The organism is Pseudovibrio axinellae (genome assembly GCF_900110875.1).
GTDB lineage: Bacteria > Pseudomonadota > Alphaproteobacteria > Rhizobiales > Stappiaceae > Pseudovibrio > Pseudovibrio axinellae.
This window is the reverse complement of sequence record NZ_FOFM01000005.1, coordinates 126,445-142,203: the sequence shown is the minus strand read 5'-3', so window position 1 is coordinate 142,203 and position 15,759 is coordinate 126,445. Positions and strand designations below refer to the sequence as shown.

At 48.5% G+C, this 15,759-nt stretch carries 15 protein-coding genes and 1 tRNA gene; 10 read left to right on the top strand and 6 right to left on the bottom strand.

Annotated elements, in window-relative coordinates; genetic code table 11:
• Positions 1-260 precede the first annotated feature (260 nt).
• The 4 genes from BMZ51_RS12740 (at position 261) to BMZ51_RS12725 (ending at position 1,899) form a co-directional block, all read left to right on the top strand.
• Positions 261-695, top strand: coding sequence for an iron-sulfur cluster assembly scaffold protein (locus BMZ51_RS12740; RefSeq protein WP_068001765.1), 435 nt, complete (start codon positions 261-263; stop codon positions 693-695).
• A gap of 11 nt (positions 696-706) precedes the next feature.
• Complete coding sequence (yidD, locus tag BMZ51_RS12735; RefSeq protein WP_074882093.1) at positions 707-1,060, top strand: membrane protein insertion efficiency factor YidD; 354 nt, start codon at positions 707-709, stop codon at positions 1,058-1,060.
• 288 nt (positions 1,061-1,348) lie between these two features.
• A tRNA-Tyr gene (locus tag BMZ51_RS12730) sits at positions 1,349-1,433 on the top strand.
• A gap of 37 nt (positions 1,434-1,470) precedes the next feature.
• Complete coding sequence (locus BMZ51_RS12725; protein WP_068001762.1) at positions 1,471-1,899, top strand: ASCH domain-containing protein; 429 nt, start codon at positions 1,471-1,473, stop codon at positions 1,897-1,899.
• An 82-nt stretch (positions 1,900-1,981) separates the two neighbouring features.
• On the opposite strand, the gene BMZ51_RS12720 is transcribed toward BMZ51_RS12725, so the two are convergent.
• Positions 1,982-3,322 (bottom strand): glycosyltransferase, encoded by a 1,341-nt coding sequence (locus BMZ51_RS12720; RefSeq protein WP_068002773.1) that lies wholly within the window; start codon positions 3,320-3,322, stop codon positions 1,982-1,984.
• A 296-nt stretch (positions 3,323-3,618) separates the two neighbouring features.
• On the opposite strand from BMZ51_RS12720, the gene thrS reads away from it, so the two are divergent.
• On the top strand, positions 3,619-5,565 hold the full coding sequence (gene thrS / locus BMZ51_RS12715) for a threonine--tRNA ligase (protein WP_068001759.1): 1,947 nt from the start codon (positions 3,619-3,621) through the stop codon (positions 5,563-5,565).
• A 175-nt stretch (positions 5,566-5,740) separates the two neighbouring features.
• Here the strand turns inward: thrS and BMZ51_RS12710 are convergent, their stop codons facing one another.
• Entirely contained in the window at positions 5,741-6,826 is a 1,086-nt protein-coding gene (locus BMZ51_RS12710; RefSeq protein ID WP_068001756.1) for a hypothetical protein, read from the bottom strand.
• A gap of 257 nt (positions 6,827-7,083) precedes the next feature.
• On the opposite strand from BMZ51_RS12710, the gene BMZ51_RS12705 reads away from it, so the two are divergent.
• Together BMZ51_RS12705 and BMZ51_RS12700 are read left to right on the top strand one after the other, a co-directional pair.
• Entirely contained in the window at positions 7,084-7,689 is a 606-nt protein-coding gene (locus tag BMZ51_RS12705) for a nitroreductase family protein (protein ID WP_068001753.1), read from the top strand.
• A gap of 16 nt (positions 7,690-7,705) precedes the next feature.
• On the top strand, positions 7,706-8,317 hold the full coding sequence (locus BMZ51_RS12700) for a flavin reductase family protein (protein WP_068001750.1): 612 nt from the start codon (positions 7,706-7,708) through the stop codon (positions 8,315-8,317).
• A gap of 26 nt (positions 8,318-8,343) precedes the next feature.
• Here BMZ51_RS12700 and BMZ51_RS12695 read toward each other — a convergent pair whose 3' ends face one another.
• Positions 8,344-9,048 carry a citrate lyase subunit beta gene (locus BMZ51_RS12695; protein ID WP_068001745.1) on the bottom strand — a complete coding sequence of 235 codons (705 nt, stop codon included), beginning with the start codon at positions 9,046-9,048 and terminating at the stop codon, positions 8,344-8,346.
• A gap of 184 nt (positions 9,049-9,232) precedes the next feature.
• Here BMZ51_RS12695 and BMZ51_RS12690 point away from each other — a divergent pair, with 184 nt between their 5' ends.
• Both BMZ51_RS12690 and BMZ51_RS12685 read left to right on the top strand, forming a co-directional pair.
• Complete coding sequence (locus BMZ51_RS12690; protein WP_068001741.1) at positions 9,233-10,195, top strand: transglycosylase SLT domain-containing protein; 963 nt, start codon at positions 9,233-9,235, stop codon at positions 10,193-10,195.
• A gap of 146 nt (positions 10,196-10,341) precedes the next feature.
• Positions 10,342-11,481, top strand: a complete 1,140-nt coding sequence (locus tag BMZ51_RS12685; protein WP_068001738.1) for a DUF2336 domain-containing protein — start codon at positions 10,342-10,344, stop codon at positions 11,479-11,481.
• A gap of 22 nt (positions 11,482-11,503) precedes the next feature.
• Here the strand turns inward: BMZ51_RS12685 and BMZ51_RS12680 are convergent, their stop codons facing one another.
• From BMZ51_RS12680 to BMZ51_RS12670, 3 genes are all read right to left on the bottom strand, one after another.
• On the bottom strand, positions 11,504-12,019 hold the full coding sequence (locus tag BMZ51_RS12680) for an Hpt domain-containing protein (protein ID WP_068001736.1): 516 nt from the start codon (positions 12,017-12,019) through the stop codon (positions 11,504-11,506).
• A gap of 146 nt (positions 12,020-12,165) precedes the next feature.
• Positions 12,166-12,942 (bottom strand): NAD kinase, encoded by a 777-nt coding sequence (locus tag BMZ51_RS12675; RefSeq protein WP_068001733.1) that lies wholly within the window; start codon positions 12,940-12,942, stop codon positions 12,166-12,168.
• A 471-nt stretch (positions 12,943-13,413) separates the two neighbouring features.
• A complete protein-coding gene (locus BMZ51_RS12670; RefSeq protein ID WP_068001730.1) occupies positions 13,414-14,544 on the bottom strand; it encodes an anhydro-N-acetylmuramic acid kinase in 1,131 nt (376 codons plus the stop codon).
• 397 nt (positions 14,545-14,941) lie between these two features.
• Between BMZ51_RS12670 and BMZ51_RS12665 the strand changes: the two genes are divergently transcribed.
• On the top strand, positions 14,942-15,622 hold the full coding sequence (locus BMZ51_RS12665) for an OmpW/AlkL family protein (RefSeq protein WP_068001727.1): 681 nt from the start codon (positions 14,942-14,944) through the stop codon (positions 15,620-15,622).
• The last annotated feature ends 137 nt before the right edge of the window (positions 15,623-15,759 follow it).

The following is a 15,759-nucleotide window of genomic DNA, read 5'->3' as shown; positions in this document are numbered from 1 at the left end:
TACCTAAGGAGATGCGAGTATGGCTCAGGCCATGGTCTGCGACAACCCGTTTAGACAGCCAATCAATTGGCACTTATGGTTTCTTCTAGGTAATGTATGCTAGATTGCGATAATCCGCTTTTGACCTCTAGCAAGGTCTCGGCAGTACCACCTATATAAGGTAGATGTCTTGGTTAGGGAAGGGTCTTCCCTTATTATTGCGTAACCCTTGACCGCTTTGGGTTCTAAAGCGGGTGTCAGTTTGGTAGACAGAGTTTTGCATGTTGGACGACATTTACAATAATAAGATCCTTGAGTTTGCAGGGAATATCCCATTATTGGGGCACCTTGATAATCCACAGGCTGATGCAAAAGCGCACTCGCGACTGTGTGGTTCGACCGTCAGTGTCGAGGTTAGTGTAATCGATGGTCTAATAACTGCGTTTGCGCAAGATGTGAAAGCTTGCGCTTTGGGGCAGGCGTCGGCGTCCATACTTGGACGGAATGTGATAGGCGCGTCTCCAACCGAAGTAAGAAATGCATATACACAACTACATGCTATGCTGAAGGAAGATGGGCCGCCTCCGAGCGGACGTTTTGCTGAGCTTTCATTCCTGGAGCCGGTGCGTAGCTATAAAGCGAGGCATGCTTCTACCATGCTTGCATTTGAAGCATTGGTGAAAGCGCTTGATGCAGTTGAAGCCCCTGTTGCCTAAGGTATTTTGACATGTGTAAGCCTGAACCACTCCCAAAAGAGAGGTCAGCCAGTATTATGGCGCGTGCTGGTATCGGGCTCATATGGATCTATCAACATAGTTTGTCATTGATACTTGGGCGGGCCTGCCGGTACCAACCTTCTTGCTCACATTATACGGTAGAAGCAATGTCGCGTTTCGGGTTTTGGCGCGGAGGCTGGATAGGGCTGTCTCGTATCGTGCGCTGTAACCCTTATGGTGCAAGTGGGTATGACCCTGTTCCATTGACGCTGCCTAAGAACTCCAAGTGGTTCCTACCTTGGCGATATGGGAATTGGAGCGGGAAGCATATCGATCCTAAGACCCGTTTTGACTTGAAGGATTGACTGAAAACTTTGCAACACGCCCTGCATGTGAGTATGCGCGCATTGTGCTGCTATCTTTCTTTTGCCGCAGAGCGCCTGTGCCAGACTGTTTTTAAAGGCAAATTTCGCAAAACTTACATTTTTAACTACGTATAATTGCTGGTATTAAATCTTTGGGGGTGTCGTTGTGCACAGTTTGCACGACAAAAACGGTTTTTCCCTAGTCAAATTCAAATGGGGCGTTGACAAAGGGCACCCAAATGAAGATAACCCGTCCTCACACGGCGCGGCCAACTTGGCCAATGCGACGGAGGAGTGCCCGAGTGGCTAAAGGGGGCGGATTGTAAATCCGCTGGCTATGCCTACGTTGGTTCGAATCCAACCTCCTCCACCATTTTCTTTCATATAATCAGTTGCTTAAGGTAGTATGTATGTCGTTGGAAAACTTCGAACATCTCCCTAGTTTTGCGTTTGGTGATAGCCCGGATCTGGCTGATCGCTTGCTCGAGCTCGTTTTGAACGGAACAAAGACCGCGAGTTGTGGCGACCTGCTTTCCTATGAGAGAGAAGGGGAGCCTCTTCCTCAGCCGGGTGATCAATATGTCGTGGTCGACGGCAAAGGACAGGCTGCCTGTGTGATCGAGATGGTTACGGTTGATGTGCGTCAGTTCAATGAGATTGATGAAGTCTGGGCTGTGCTTGAAGGTGAGGGTGACCTTAGCCTTGAGTTCTGGCAGGATGCGCATCGCGAGTACTTCGAACGCAATGGTGTTTTTTCTCCTGATATGAAGTTGGTTTGTGAGTACTTCCAGCTGGTGAAAATTTTCAAACGCGATAAAGCCGCTGCAAAGCCACACTAGAGTGCCTTTCCGCCTTTGCTGACCATACAACATCTTTGAGTGTATGTTTCTTTCTCATTCGCTTTCCCGGTCGAAAGCGTGCTTAGGTCTCCTCTAGAGAAAATTTTGTGCTCGGCCTCTCGGAAATGCGTTTGTCTGGTGGTGTATTGTTACTGCGAATGATGTTCCAGATATCTTGTTCCACGTTATGCCAATGCCTAAGCTGCGCGCGCTCTGGGATTTCTGCGCGCAGGGTTTCCTGAAGCTCAATTGTACTTTGAATCAGAGCCGCCAACGCCTCAGTGTTTTGCGGGTCAAAGTAGCGGCAATAATCGCCTCCAACTTCGGGAATTGAGGTCGCTTTTGACGCGAGAACTGGTGTTCCCATCCAAAGAGCTTCGCCAACAGGTAAGCCATATCCCTCAAACAGACTTGGGTAAATGAGAGCAATAGCCTCTTTATAAAGTGCCGTCAGGGCTGCTTGCGTGGGGGCTTGGATAATCGTGACGTATTTGCCGATTGGGGTGTAGCGTTGGTCTGAGTTGAGGCTAGCGAATGCGCCATTTGGTATGGCACCTGCACAAACGAGTTGGGGGAGGTTTGCTGCTTCACCTTGCTGCTGTAAGTTCAGATAGGCGTCGAAAACCAACTTCGCGTTCTTTCGGTACCGAATATCTCCTAGGAGCAAAAAGAAGCCGTTTTTTGGTCTCTGTCTTAAGGGGAAGAGTGGGCTTACCTCTTTAAATTCATGGGCAAGGTGAACAACGCTCGTGCTTTGAGGTGAGGGGATTTCCTGTTCTGCTAGGAACTGTAGAAGATCGTTTTTAGTATACTCTGAGTTTGCCAGTATGTGTGGTTTCGTGGCGATGGTGCGCTTCAAGTCATCTAGCCAGAGCTTTGCGCCATGATCGTGCTCAGTATCGTTCAGACGTAATGGCGATATGTCATGTATCATGGCATAGACTGGCACATAAGGTGCGCGGGCTTTTACATACTCCGCTAAGCGCCGTGTTTCTTGCAGGTTTCCCAGTGAGAGGAACGGGGCGTCGATGTCGATCAGTGGTCCTCCCAGAGCATCGCCGTCATATGCTCCCGTCGTTTTGCGCGCCTTTGTGCGTAATGCGTAGCGCATCCGATGGAACATGCCTTTTAATTTGCGGTTTTTGTACTTTTCTTTGTTGAGCGCTTTGAGCGGTGCGCCCAAGAGATTTGGAAGATCTTCTGGTGTGAGTTCACCGCTTGTAAAAAAGGGGGCTGGCTGGACGTTCACATATTCGTTTGTTCGGGCGTCATGACAAATAAATGTAACTTCGATTTCGTCCTGATAAAAGCACCGGGCCGTTTCGTATAGGGTTCTGGTGACGCCGTTGGCTTGCAGTGAAGTGGAGCGATTTTGTCTCAAGGTGGTCAGATCAAAGTAGAGCTTAGGTTTTGGCGTAGTCATGCTCAGCTCCAGTTCAAAAGCCAATTGGGTTCGGGCAGCCCTCAGTGTGTATTTTGAGTCTTGGTTTGGTTGGCAGTATGGGGGGCGCCGGAGTGCAAGGCCAGCTAAACCCTTGCGAACCTGCGATAATTCAAGGTGTGTAACGTGTTATACGGGAGTGCGGTCCTGCTGGATGTTGTGGCGCAGGATCAGAAAATCATCTGGACGCATGCGGGAGAATTGTATATTCAGGCAGTCCATGTTTAACACCAAACCGCTTACCTGCCTTGTTTGCAGGAGTGAGCTGGAGACTTGATATGCTTCAATTGACTTTCCCTGACAATTCCGTTCGTAAATATGACGCTGGTTCGACTGGCGCTGATGTTGCAGGGAGCATTTCTAAATCTCTCTTGAAGAAAGCTGTAGCCATCGCAATTGACGGCGAGCTGCGCGATCTTTCTGATCCTATTGAAACAAATGCTGCTATTGAAATCGTTACACGGGAAGACCCGCGTGCGCTTGAAATGATCCGCCACGATGCTGCGCACGTGATGGCGGAAGCAGTTCAGGAACTGTGGCCTGAGACACAGGTTACTATTGGTCCTGTGATCGATAATGGTTTCTACTACGACTTTAAACGCGAAGTGCCGTTTACAACTGAAGATCTGCCTAAAATCGAGAAGAAAATGCAGCAGATCATTCAGCGCAATGCCAAGTTTACAAAAGAGATCTGGAGTCGCGAGGAAGCTAAGGAATACTTTGCTTCTAAGGGCGAGGACTACAAAGTCGAGCTTGTTGACGCTATCCCTGAAGGTGAAAGCGTTAAAATCTATAAGCAGGGCGATTGGCTTGACCTTTGCCGCGGACCTCATATGGCTTCCACTGGCCAGATCGGTCAGGCTTTTAAACTGATGAAGGTTGCTGGTGCTTATTGGCGTGGTGATGCAAACAACGAAATGCTCACCCGCATTTATGGCACTGCCTGGTCAAATGAGAAGGATCTTAAAGCTTACCTCCATATGCTTGAGGAAGCTGAAAAGCGTGATCACCGTAAGCTTGGTCGCGAAATGGATCTCTACCACTTCCAAGAGGAAGGCCCAGGTGTTGTTTTCTGGCACCATAAAGGCTGGCAGCTGTTCCAAAATCTGACGAATTACATGCGTCGCCGTCTTGCTGATGATTATCAGGAAGTGAATGCTCCGCAGATTTTGGATAAATCTCTATGGGAGACCTCTGGTCACTGGGAATGGTATCACGAAAATATGTTCGTGACTGAAACCGAAGACCATCGTGTTTTCGCGATTAAACCAATGAACTGTCCTGGGCACGTGCAAATCTTCAAACACGGACTGAAGTCCTATCGTGATTTGCCTTTGCGTATGGCAGAGTTTGGGGCTGTGTCCCGCTACGAGCCTTCTGGCGCGCTTCACGGTTTGATGCGTGTTCGTGCGTTTACTCAAGATGATGCTCACGTCTTTTGTACCGAGGAGCAGCTGGCTGAAGAGTGTCACAAGATCAATGATCTGATCCTTTCTGTTTATAAGCATTTTGGGTTTGAAGAGGTCGTTGTTAAGCTCTCCACTCGTCCTGAAAAGCGTGTGGGTTCCGATGAAGTCTGGGATCACACTGAACAGGTGATGACTGAAGTTCTTCAGGAGATCGAAGAGCGTTCTGGCGGCAAGATCAAGACAGGTATTTTGGAGGGCGAGGGCGCTTTCTACGGTCCTAAGTTTGAATATACCCTGCGCGATGCGATTGGCCGTGAATGGCAGTGTGGTACCACTCAGGTAGACTTTACTTTGCCTGAGCGCTTTGGTGCGTTTTACGTTGATAGTGATGGTGCAAAGAAACAGCCAGTCATGGTCCACCGTGCGATCTGTGGTTCCCTTGAGCGCTTCCTTGGTATCTTGATTGAGAACTTTGCTGGTCACTTCCCGCTTTGGCTTGCTCCTCAGCAGTTTGTTGTAGCCGCAATTACGTCTGATGCTGATGAGTACGCACGCGAAGTTAAGGATGCGATGAAAGCTGCTGGCTTGCGCGGTGAGTTGGATCTTCGCAATGAGAAAATCAACTACAAGGTCCGTGAGCATTCGCTAGCTAAGGTGCCTGTGATTATTGCAGTTGGTAAGCGTGAGGCCGAAGAACGCTCAGTTAGTATTCGTCGCCTAGGCTCTCGTGCTCAAACATCCATGACACTGGATGAGGCTATTGCAAGCCTGACCGATGAAGCAACATCACCAGACCTGAAAGAGCTTGCTTCCTAGTTCTTGATTCTGGTTTAATTTTGGGGCTGGCAGCAGTTTTGCTGTCAGCCCTTTTTTGTAGCTGTGGGCTTGGTAGCTATCTGTTTTGTCTGGGTAAGAGCTTGTGGGGTGATGTGCAGTTACAAAAAAAGGCACCGTTATTCCGGTGCTTGAATGTTGGATTTGGGTATGAAGTTCACATCGGATTTTTTGTCAGCACTTCAACTTCTACCTTATTCACGCTTGGGCTTACTGTGAATTCATCGCGGTACATATCACCGCTGTTTCGTGCCATGACAGTGTATGTGCCTGCAGCAAGTGTAAGGTCTAGAAATGCTCCGTTGCCGCTCGCAACAGTGTCGCCGCCGGGTGACAGGATCGTCCATGACGTATTGGCTAGCGAGGTTTTGTTCTTCGCGCTAACGAGCTTCAAGGTCACATTGCCTGCTTGGTGGTGCAGCGTTGCTTCGGTTAGCTTGCCTGCCTGAACATGGATGTCGGCCCGCACAACTGCATTAATCGTACCGTAGCGACTTTCTACATGGTACGTCCCAGCGCTTACTGGCACAAGTTCGCCGGGCTTGATGCCGGAGGCTACGATGCTGCGATTTCCGGTCGCGTCATACGTCATATCGTAAATGTTAAATACGACATCTTCGCGTGGGATCTTTTGCTCGCTTCCCAGTGCTGCGTCGAGACGAATGCCACCTGCGTTTAGGATAATGGTACCAGTCTTCACGCCGCTTTTGAGTTCATAGCGGGTGGTTGCGGTGACGTTACCAAACGATGTGTGTACTAAGTATGTACCTGGGTCGAGCCGGAATTCTGCATCTTGATCTTGAGAGGAGGCAACCAGATTTAGGGAGCCATCAGCGTTCTCTTTGGATGAGTAAACGCGCCACTTCAGCCCTCGGGTGAGGTTTGGTGTTCCCTCTGCCAGTTTTGCAACAAGGTATAGGACTGGCTTTGTGCCAACGGGTACCTGGTTGGTCCCTACAGATGGGGGCGCATATGGCAAGAAATTGGTGCCGAACGTTGGCGCAAGGGATTGCCCTTGATATCCGCTCAGTGGATCGTAGCTGATTGGAGGGGTGATTGTCTTGTCCGGCTTGGCGCCTAAGTCCAATACTTCTTTGGAGAACGGTAGAGCAGGTTTTGAGACAGGAATAGGTCCTGTAGCTTGAGCTACAGCTCCAGACAAAGCCATCCCAGCAAAAAGAGCTGTGGTGATGGCTGCGCATTGTAGCGCTTTGCTGAACGTCGATATCCGCTCTAACTTCACGTGTGCTCTCGCTGCTACCTCAGAAAGTGTGGCCCGAGTGCTACAGTAAATACAAAACCGACAGCGCTCGAACGAATTCAGATTACAGTGACAAACTGTGATTTGGAAGTGTTTTATAAATTTTTACCGAGTGGGTTGGGGATTGATCTGCAATGTGGCGGTAATGGGGCGGGGCTACCCTTTATTTGACATAATTGATATTCCATATATGACTATTCGTAGCATTACCCTTTGAAATCTTAGGAAGAAACGAGACCGTGGAAAATACAGCCCTTCCTGAACTGAAGAGTTTTCTCAAAGCTCGTCGATCTCACCTTGCTGCTACACTTGTGGGTCCTGCTCCAGATCGCACACAAATCTCCGAATTGCTTGAGCTGGCCTGTCGGGTTCCAGACCATGGGAAAATCTCTCCCTGGCGTTTCATAGTCTATGAAAATTCACAGGCAGATGGAATTGGTGAAAAGCTGGTTCAGCTTTCAGAAAAGCGTCAGGGGCCTCTTGGTGACAACGCCAAAATGATGGAACTTGAACGCTTTAAAAAAGCACCTCTTGTGATTGGTGTTTTGTCGTGTCCAAACAGAGAGCATAAAGTTCCGGTGTGGGAGCAGGAACTGGCCGTGGGCGCGGTCTGCCTTTCTCTCCTTAATGCTTGTTTTGCAACAGGTTTTGCGGCCCAGTGGCTTACTGATTGGTATGCCTTTGATGATGAGGCTGCTACTTATCTTGGCGCACGCGCCGGCGAGCGGTTTGCAGGCTTTATTCATATAGGTAGCCCGAGTGTAACGCCAAAAGAGCGATCACGGCCTGATGTGGCCCAATTGACAGAATATTTTGAAAACACGTCGTCTGGTGTTGGTGCTTAGGTCCTGAGGTAAGTCTATGTTTTATGAAGTAAATAAGCCTCATGGATTGCCGCATAATCCATTTAAGGCAATCGTTGCGCCACGACCAATTGGCTGGGTTTCAACTCTTTCTCAAGATGGCATAAGAAATCTTGCTCCGTACAGTTTCTTTAATGCGGTGTGCGATGCGCCTCCTATGGTGGTCATAGGCTCCAGTGGCTATAAAGATTCTGTTCGAAACATCGAAGAGACAGGCGAGTTTGTCTGTAATCAGGCCACGCTCGACCTTGCAGATGCGATGAACCTCTCTTCCGCCATGGTTGACTCTGACGTGGACGAGTTTGCGCTTGCTGGGTTGACGGCTAAGGGCGGCAATTTGGTAAAAGCTCCGCGTGTTCTGGAAGCCAAAACTTCCCTTGAATGCAAGGTGGTGAATGTGCAGCGTTTGGTCGATATTGACGGAAATGTGACCAATAGTTGGCTTATACTTGGACAAGTCGTTGGTGTGCATATCGACGATAGTGTGCTGGAAAACGGCATGCTTAATGTGGCGAAAATGAAGCCTTTGGCCCGCCTGGGGTATATGGACTATTCGGTTACGGATAAGGTCTTTCAGATGAAGCGGCCTGCTGTTCCTGAAAAAGCATAAGGGAGGGCGCTTGAAGCGCCCACTTTCTATTTCTTGAATATATCTTGGATCTTACGTGCTTCGCTAAGGGTGTTCGCGCACTTGCCTGAAAAGCCAAGCATGGCAGATTTCTTAATTGTCAGCTCTGAACTTGCTAACCGCATTTGTTTTGGTGTTGCAGTATCCAAGGCGATTAGCTGCGCAGCTTTTGCAGCATAAAGGCATTGTGTTTGAGCATACTGAAAGGGCCCTAATAGATTTCCTTGAGTATCTCTGGACTCGCTTGCCCCAAGGGTTTGCCTTAGTTCCTCTTCACTCCAACAAAGCGCGGTTAGTCGAGAGCTTAAACCTGCTAGCTTTGTTAGACTGTTAAAGGCAGAGGGATATTTGCCGAACTCTGGCAGGATTTTCAGCGTTCCTTCTTGTTTTGCATGCTCTGCCTCAAAAACGGAAAGTATGGCGTGTAAGCGCTCGATATCGACACCGTCCTTGGTGAATGTTGGGGCTACGCCGCTGATGCCTATCTCTCTATATGCTTTGAGCGATGACAGAATGGTGCTTTCTGCCTGCTCGTTTAAAAAGAAGTAGATTTCATGTTTCTTGCAAAGTTTGGAAAGAACATCAGGCTCTCCGTAGGCTTCAAAATCGATTGCAGGTTTTTTGGGTGTAAGGGCGATTGAGAGCTTTGGAAGACGATAAATTTCTTCGCTCAGATCGAGTGTTGGTGCAGTTATGCGGAGCAGGCAGTTCATGGAAGTTCTCCGAATCCAATCAGAAATTGAATTGTAACCTATTGGAATGAGTCTGGGGCATATGCATAATCCCTCTTTAACCTAAAATTACCTAGTAATTTCAGCAGCACCAAGTTTTAAGTTAACTAAATGTTAACCAATATTAAGGGATATTAACTACTATTATTCGAAGGGGTATTTTCTCGTGAAGGTAGCAGGCGATCCTTCAATTGCAGGGCGTATTGAGCATGCTTTCCAAAAAGCGAGTTCGAAAACTGGCACGTCCTTTGATTTTCTGCTCCAGGCGGCTGCGCGTGAATCCTCATTTGACCCCAAAGCCAAAGCTAAGACCTCCTCAGCATCAGGACTGTTTCAATTCATTGAATCTACATGGCTTGAGACCCTAAAGAAGAATGGTGAGGAGTTGGGCCTGGAAGACTATTCTGCACATATTCGTGTAGATGCTAAGGGGAAATACCAGGTCGATAACGCACACCTGAGAAAGCAACTTTTAGATCTGCGTTATGATCCTGAAGTTTCTTCGCTCGTCGCTGGTGCGTTGGCGAAAGACAATGCGTCTGGCTTATCCAATAGCTTAGGGCGAGAGCCTTCTGAAGGCGAGCTGTACCTTGCTCATTTCCTCGGGGTGACGGGCAGTTTACGCCTTCTCAACGCAGTGCAGGACGCACCTCAAAAGAAAGCTGCCGACTTATTTCCACTGCAGGCTCGGTCCAACAAAGCAGTCTTTTACAACCGTGAGGGGCAGGCTCGTGGTGTGCTTGATGTGCACGAACGGCTCGTTGGGCGTTTCAACGACACCATCGCGAAGTTGGATAAGGCTACTGCGGGTCATCATCAAGACCCAATCACCAAGCCAATTGATAGTCATCGTGTGGAAAGCCGTATCTTGACGGCGTGGCGGGCGACAACAGCAACAGATAGCGAAATTCCCTTTCAATCCCTGTTTCGTACCAATGAGACTGCAGCGGTTACTGCCTCCAAAGCAGTGAGTGCAACCAAGCAATCGGGGTTTGAGGCGCAAGAATCAATGAGCCAGCAATTTGCTGCGCCCCGTCCAATCGCTCGTCCTTCAGGCGGACCATTGGACCTGACAAAATTTCTCTCTCCTCAACAAGAGAGCGGAAAATCCATAAGTAAAAAAGTTTAGAGATCGCGTTTTTTTTGGCCAAACCGCTTGGTTTGAGCTCTCATACTCGTTGTTTTATGAGAAACAGTGATTGCGGTGAACGAAGCCTTAAGAATTATGATTAATTATTTCTACCCATAGCAGGTGGATATAGGTTTCCGAGCGCCATGATCATAAAGAGTTTCCTAAATTGGGTGCAGCATGCGCCAAGTGGCAGCCGCGCACAGGCCGCTGGTGCTTTGGCACGAGCGTTTTTGTACTCGGACCTTGAGGGCTCTGAGTATAGTGAAGCTGAAGCTGCTCTGACATTCTTGCTTGATGATCGTGATGTCGCCGTTCGTGTGGCTCTTGCCGAAGCCTTTGGAGTTTCGAAGGCCGTGCCAGCGCACATCATCTCTGCTTTGTTGGTCGACGCTGATGATGTGTCGATCCCTTTGCTCTCCGGGATGACAGAAATCCCAGAAGCGGAACTAATCGACCTTGTCGCTACGGGAACGTCTCGTCGCCTTGTCGCGGTCGCCTGCAGGCCTGATATCTCGGTTGGCTTGTCTGCTGCAATTGGCGAAGTTGCCTGTAAGGAAGCTTGTGCTGCTTTGTTGGCGAACGAAACAGCTACAGTTGCATCAGTTAGTATGGAGCGTATCATAGAGCGCTTTGGTACGAGCCGGGAGGTCAAAGACGCTTTAATGTCCCGTCGTGATGTTCCTTTGCAAATCCGCCATATGATGCTTCGCCGATATACTGAAAGTTTAAGTGAACATCCACAAGTTCTGGGTGCGCGGAATATGCGAGCGCCAGAACAACTTGTTGCTGACGCGCAAGACCGCTCTACAATTTCATTAGCTTGGAGTGCCTCTGACAAGGATTTGCATGGGCTCGTTGAGCATCTGGTTGTTTCTGCTCAGATGACGAGTGTCTTGCTGTTGCGTGCGGCAGTGACTGGTTGCTTCAACTTTTTGACTAGCTCGCTGTCCCGACTTTCCGAATATGAAGAGGATCAGGTGTTTGACGCTCTCGCGATGCCATTTAGTGCGTCGCTTCGGCGTATTTTATCCGCTGCTGGTTTGCCCGATAGAACGCACACCATGTTTCAAGAGTGCATCGCGAGTTGGCAACGTGTAGAGAGCCTGCAGGCTGATCACTGGTCCAAGTCGCGCATCGTTGCGGGAGATCTGATTGCTCTGGAAGAAGAGTTGGGAGTTGAGGACCTTGGTGACTTGCAGGACTTATTGCACCGGCTTGCAAATGAGGCCGCCCGCGAAAGCGCACGGACCCGCGTTGCTGAAATGTTGAGTGACGTGGCTTAGCTACTACTAAGCGCTACTATTTTTAGCTATCGACCATGTCTGTGAGTGGTTTACTTGCTTCTTCAAGCCTTGTGACCAAAGCAACGCCAAGTTGATTACTCTCATCACGGGCGTCTTCAAAGATCATTGCGTTGATCGCGTCGACATGTTGAGAGATGAGCTCTTTGGGGTAGGTTTGCTCAGTATTGGCTGCAACAAGCAGAAGAGTCAGGTTGTTTGCAACACGACCGATCAGAGGGAAGCCAAGTGTCTTCGCTTGGCCTTTGATGTCGTGTGCGTAACGGAACAACGCATCATATGTTTCTTCACTGAAGTCTGCCTGTTGGGCAGCTAGATTTGCGTCTTTCAGACGCTCAACTTCGGCGGCCATCCAGCTTTCAAACTTATTAGAGAGTTTCTCTATGGCTTCTTCTGCCGCCTTAACTGGGTCAAATTTTGCAGCCTCAACAGGCGACAGTTTCCTGACTTTTTTAGCAAGGAGGTTGGGAACAGGGATATGTTCTTGAGAAGGTTTGTCTGAACTGGAAAAAGAGGCCATTTTCGTAGCGTTTCCTTAGCCTGCATTGCAGTAGGCATGAGTATATTTCGAATTTGTACTAATGCCTAGCGGTTTTATGAGCAATACCAAGCCGAAGAAATTTCTTTAAGTATACTGGGTTTATGTCGCCACCAGCGATATTGCGATCAGTACTTAAACATTTCTGATAGAATACGTTCGTCCCAACTATGTTCATGATCAAACATGATGCAGCTTTGTGCCGTGGCATCCTGATAGATTGTTGTGCTGATCACATTTCGGAACTCACGGTGGTCTGCAGCCGCATTCACTGGGCGCTTGTCGGCCTCAAGTACTTCTATTTTCACAGTGTTCTGTGTGGATAGCAACGCACCGCGCCAACGCCTTGGACGAAATGGACTGATTGGGGTGAGTGCCATTAGCGGCGAGTCTATCGGCAGGATCGGGCCATGTGCAGATAGGTTGTAGGCTGTGCTGCCTTGTGGCGTTGAGATGATGATGCCATCACAGGCCAGTTCTTCCAAGCGTACGCGTCCGTCAACGGAGATACGCAGCTTAGCGGCTTGGTGAGATTTGCGCAGGAACGAGGCTTCGTTGATCGCGCGCGCGATGAACTCGTTTCCATCTTTATCTACGGTTTCAATGTTCAAGGGGTGCAGCGGTGTTATTTCTGCTTTCTCCAGCCGCTCGATTAGGTTGTCGGTTCGATACTCATTCATAAGGAAGCCGACTGAACCGCGATTCATGCCGTAGATTGGCATGCCGGTGTTCATAAACCTATGTAGACAAGAGAGCATAACTCCATCGCCGCCAAGCGCAACAATGACGTCCGCATCATCTTGCGAAACGGATCCGTACATTTTTTCAAGGGCTTGGCATGCTGCAAGTGCTTCCGGTGTATCGCTGGAAACAAACGCAATGCGGTTGATAGTTCTTCTTTTCAAAGACGGCTCCTCCCTTCAATTGGCGTAGCATGACTTTAGGCGATTTCAAACTACCTTTATCGTTCTGTTTGTAGTTTTACCAATGATGGATGGAGTGTGTTTCCTGTAATCGTCGTAAAAAATGATAATAAGCTCTAAGTAATATGTTGTATATTTAAACAGTACTACTTATTTGTGTTCGAATAAACATCGAGATGCTGAATTACAACAGTCTTGCTTGGCGTTCTTATGTAGGCTTTTTGTTAGGGTAACTTTAATGTATGTTGTGAGTGTCGCAGGTTGTTGGATTTATATCGATATATCAATTATTTAAAGTTTGCGGCACCGTGATATTACTTTGATTTTATTGTTCAATTTTCTGAGTTGGTCTTTTGTTCTATGAACAAGGGGTCGGTGGGAGCGTTTGCGCGGCGGCAAATGCTCCCACTTTTCGTGTGTGCTTGTTGCACGAAGTTGGCGCAAGTAGTTGCATTAACTTACGAATGCTTTTGTCCCACCTGACATTGCCATGGGAACACCAGTGGTTCCAGGGAAGCTGATTGGGAGGTTGCGGTCGCACCTTGCTGCGAGAAAAGCGAAGCACTCAGCTTCGACGGCGTCGCCGCGCCAGCCAAGTTCTTCTGCTTGGACTGTTTTTGTGTTTGCCCGTGTTTCGATCTCTCTCAGGAGTTGTGGATTTTTTCTGCCGCCTCCGCAAACCACGAGTTGAGTTGGATGTTTTGGCAGCATCTCCAATCCCTTAGCGACTGCTGCGGCAGAAAAGGCGGTCAGTGTTGCAGCGCCATTTTCCAAAGAAAGGCCTTTTGCCATATCTTTTGTAAAGCTGTTGCGATCAAGTGATTTTGGGAAGGACTGTGTGAAGTATTGGTTTTGTAGGAGCTTTTTCAGTCGATCTTCATCGGTTTGTCCGCGGGAAGCAATGAGACCGTCACGATCCATTTCGCCTTGATTGTGTGAGTTGATCCAGTCGTTTAGTGGGGCGTTGGCGGGGCCAGTGTCAAACGCAATTAATGTGTTGTTCCCGTCCCACCATGAGATGTTGGCAACGCCGCCCAGATTTAAAATTGCAGTGTCCGTTGGATTGTCGGACAAGCCTGCGCGACGAAGAAGCGCCTGATGGTAAATTGCGGCGAGGGGCGCGCCTTGTCCACCTGCTTCAATATCTTGCGTTCTAAAGTCATAAATTACTGGAATATTGAGCATATCAGCGATTATCTGGCCGTCGCCAAGCTGTCTCGTTGCGCCTTTTTGACCGTCTTTCGGGGCGCGATGCAACACGGTTTGCCCATGAAAACCTATTAATGCGATGGTTTGCGCGGAAATGCGATTTTTTGAAAGGAATTGTGAAATTGCCTGCGCTTGACTTTCGCTTAGGGCTTTTTCAGCTCTTGCAAATATCTCAGGCTCTTTACTTGCAAAGTTCCAGCTCTGAGCGGCTTCCATCGCCTCTGCAATGAGCTGGTTGGTTTGAGGGGGGTAGCTTGCAAGCGTGTAGGGGCCAAACTCCTCGATGGTTTCGCCATCAGTTTTGATCATAGCAATGTCGACGTTGCCATCCATAACTGTTCCAGTCATGAGACCGATACACCATTGCGCTGCCATTTATTCCCCCAGTCAGAAAACGCGGTAGACTTAAAGTTGAAAAGACTTCGCAGGTCCTACTGTTTTCCTGAAAGTGCGTTGCCTTTTAGGGACCGTACTCTTGCAAAGACATCACTTCATAGCTGGTTCTGGAGATTGTTACAAACTTGTCTGAAGTGCTTGTACACCTGCCTTAGGGGCAGCTTTGTTACTCTTTGTACTTGCGAGTTTTCGTAAGTGTCGCATCTCGTGAAGCAATGTTTATTTGAAATCTATTTTTAGATATATGATCGAGCAATAATACTACTGGAAATATTACTTATATTAAGGCTGCTGGTTTGATGCAACTCAATGCTGCTGTGGTTGGTGGTTAATATTAGAGTAAGTGTAAATTATACTTATAAAATTGGAGTTGGAGATGAGTTTGAAGAGCGTGATAGGTCTAGTGGTCACCACCGCGACCATGGTGCCGGCTGGTCAAGTTTTGGCTGCGGATCTGGCTGCACCCCAAAATGAAGTCATTGCCGAAGCTGTTTCTTCAAAAAGCCCTTGGCAGATCCGTGTTCGTGCGTTGGGAGTGATCCCTGAAGATGATGGTTACGTGAATGACGTACCGGGGTCTGACCTTTCCTATTCAAGTTCAGTGGTGCCTGAACTTGATATCAGTTACTTCTTCACTGAAAATATTGCTGCTGAATTGATTTTGGGGACGACTTACTCAAAAGTGAGTGGTGCTGGCAGTGTGGCTAGTCTCGGTGATATTGGTGGTACTTGGATTTTGCCACCAACACTGACGTTGCAATACCATTTTACCAATTTTGGTAGCTTTAAACCATATATTGGCGCAGGGGTTAACTACACCATTTTCTATAATCAGTCCGGCAAGAGGGCCGATAAGTTGGATATTGATAATACCTTTGGTGCTGCGCTTCAGGTTGGTTTCGACTACATGATCGACGACAACTGGGGTGTGAACCTTGACGTGAAGAAGCTGTTCCTTGAACCCGATTTTGATGTTGTGATTGATGGGGGCAGGGCTACGGGTACTGCTGAGCTGAACCCTTGGTTGGTTGGCGCTGGTATTACCTACCGCTTCTAATCTCCTGATTGGAAAAGTAATAGAGTTTGCCTGGGTGCCATAGCACCCAGGTTTTTTTGTGCCCGTGCTTGAGGCATGGATTTATGTGTGGGTCCCATACAACGGAACTTTTACGGTGCAGTTTAGGCCAAATGACT

What these genes read in the sequence shown, in the direction of transcription:
- BMZ51_RS12740 (WP_068001765.1), top strand. Translation starts at nt 261, where the DNA reads ATGTTGGACGACATTTACAATAATAAGATCCTTGAGTTTGCAGGGAAT.
- yidD (WP_074882093.1), top strand. Translation starts at nt 707, where the DNA reads ATGTGTAAGCCTGAACCACTCCCAAAAGAGAGGTCAGCCAGTATTATG.
- BMZ51_RS12725 (WP_068001762.1), top strand. Translation starts at nt 1,471, where the DNA reads ATGTCGTTGGAAAACTTCGAACATCTCCCTAGTTTTGCGTTTGGTGAT.
- BMZ51_RS12720 (WP_068002773.1), bottom strand. Translation starts at nt 3,322, where the DNA reads ATGACTACGCCAAAACCTAAGCTCTACTTTGATCTGACCACCTTGAGA.
- thrS (WP_068001759.1), top strand. Translation starts at nt 3,619, where the DNA reads ATGCTTCAATTGACTTTCCCTGACAATTCCGTTCGTAAATATGACGCT.
- BMZ51_RS12700 (WP_068001750.1), top strand. Translation starts at nt 7,706, where the DNA reads ATGTTTTATGAAGTAAATAAGCCTCATGGATTGCCGCATAATCCATTT.
- BMZ51_RS12695 (WP_068001745.1), bottom strand. Translation starts at nt 9,048, where the DNA reads ATGAACTGCCTGCTCCGCATAACTGCACCAACACTCGATCTGAGCGAA.
- BMZ51_RS12685 (WP_068001738.1), top strand. Translation starts at nt 10,342, where the DNA reads ATGATCATAAAGAGTTTCCTAAATTGGGTGCAGCATGCGCCAAGTGGC.
- BMZ51_RS12680 (WP_068001736.1), bottom strand. Translation starts at nt 12,019, where the DNA reads ATGGCCTCTTTTTCCAGTTCAGACAAACCTTCTCAAGAACATATCCCT.
- BMZ51_RS12670 (WP_068001730.1), bottom strand. Translation starts at nt 14,544, where the DNA reads ATGGCAGCGCAATGGTGTATCGGTCTCATGACTGGAACAGTTATGGAT.
- BMZ51_RS12665 (WP_068001727.1), top strand. Translation starts at nt 14,942, where the DNA reads ATGAGTTTGAAGAGCGTGATAGGTCTAGTGGTCACCACCGCGACCATG.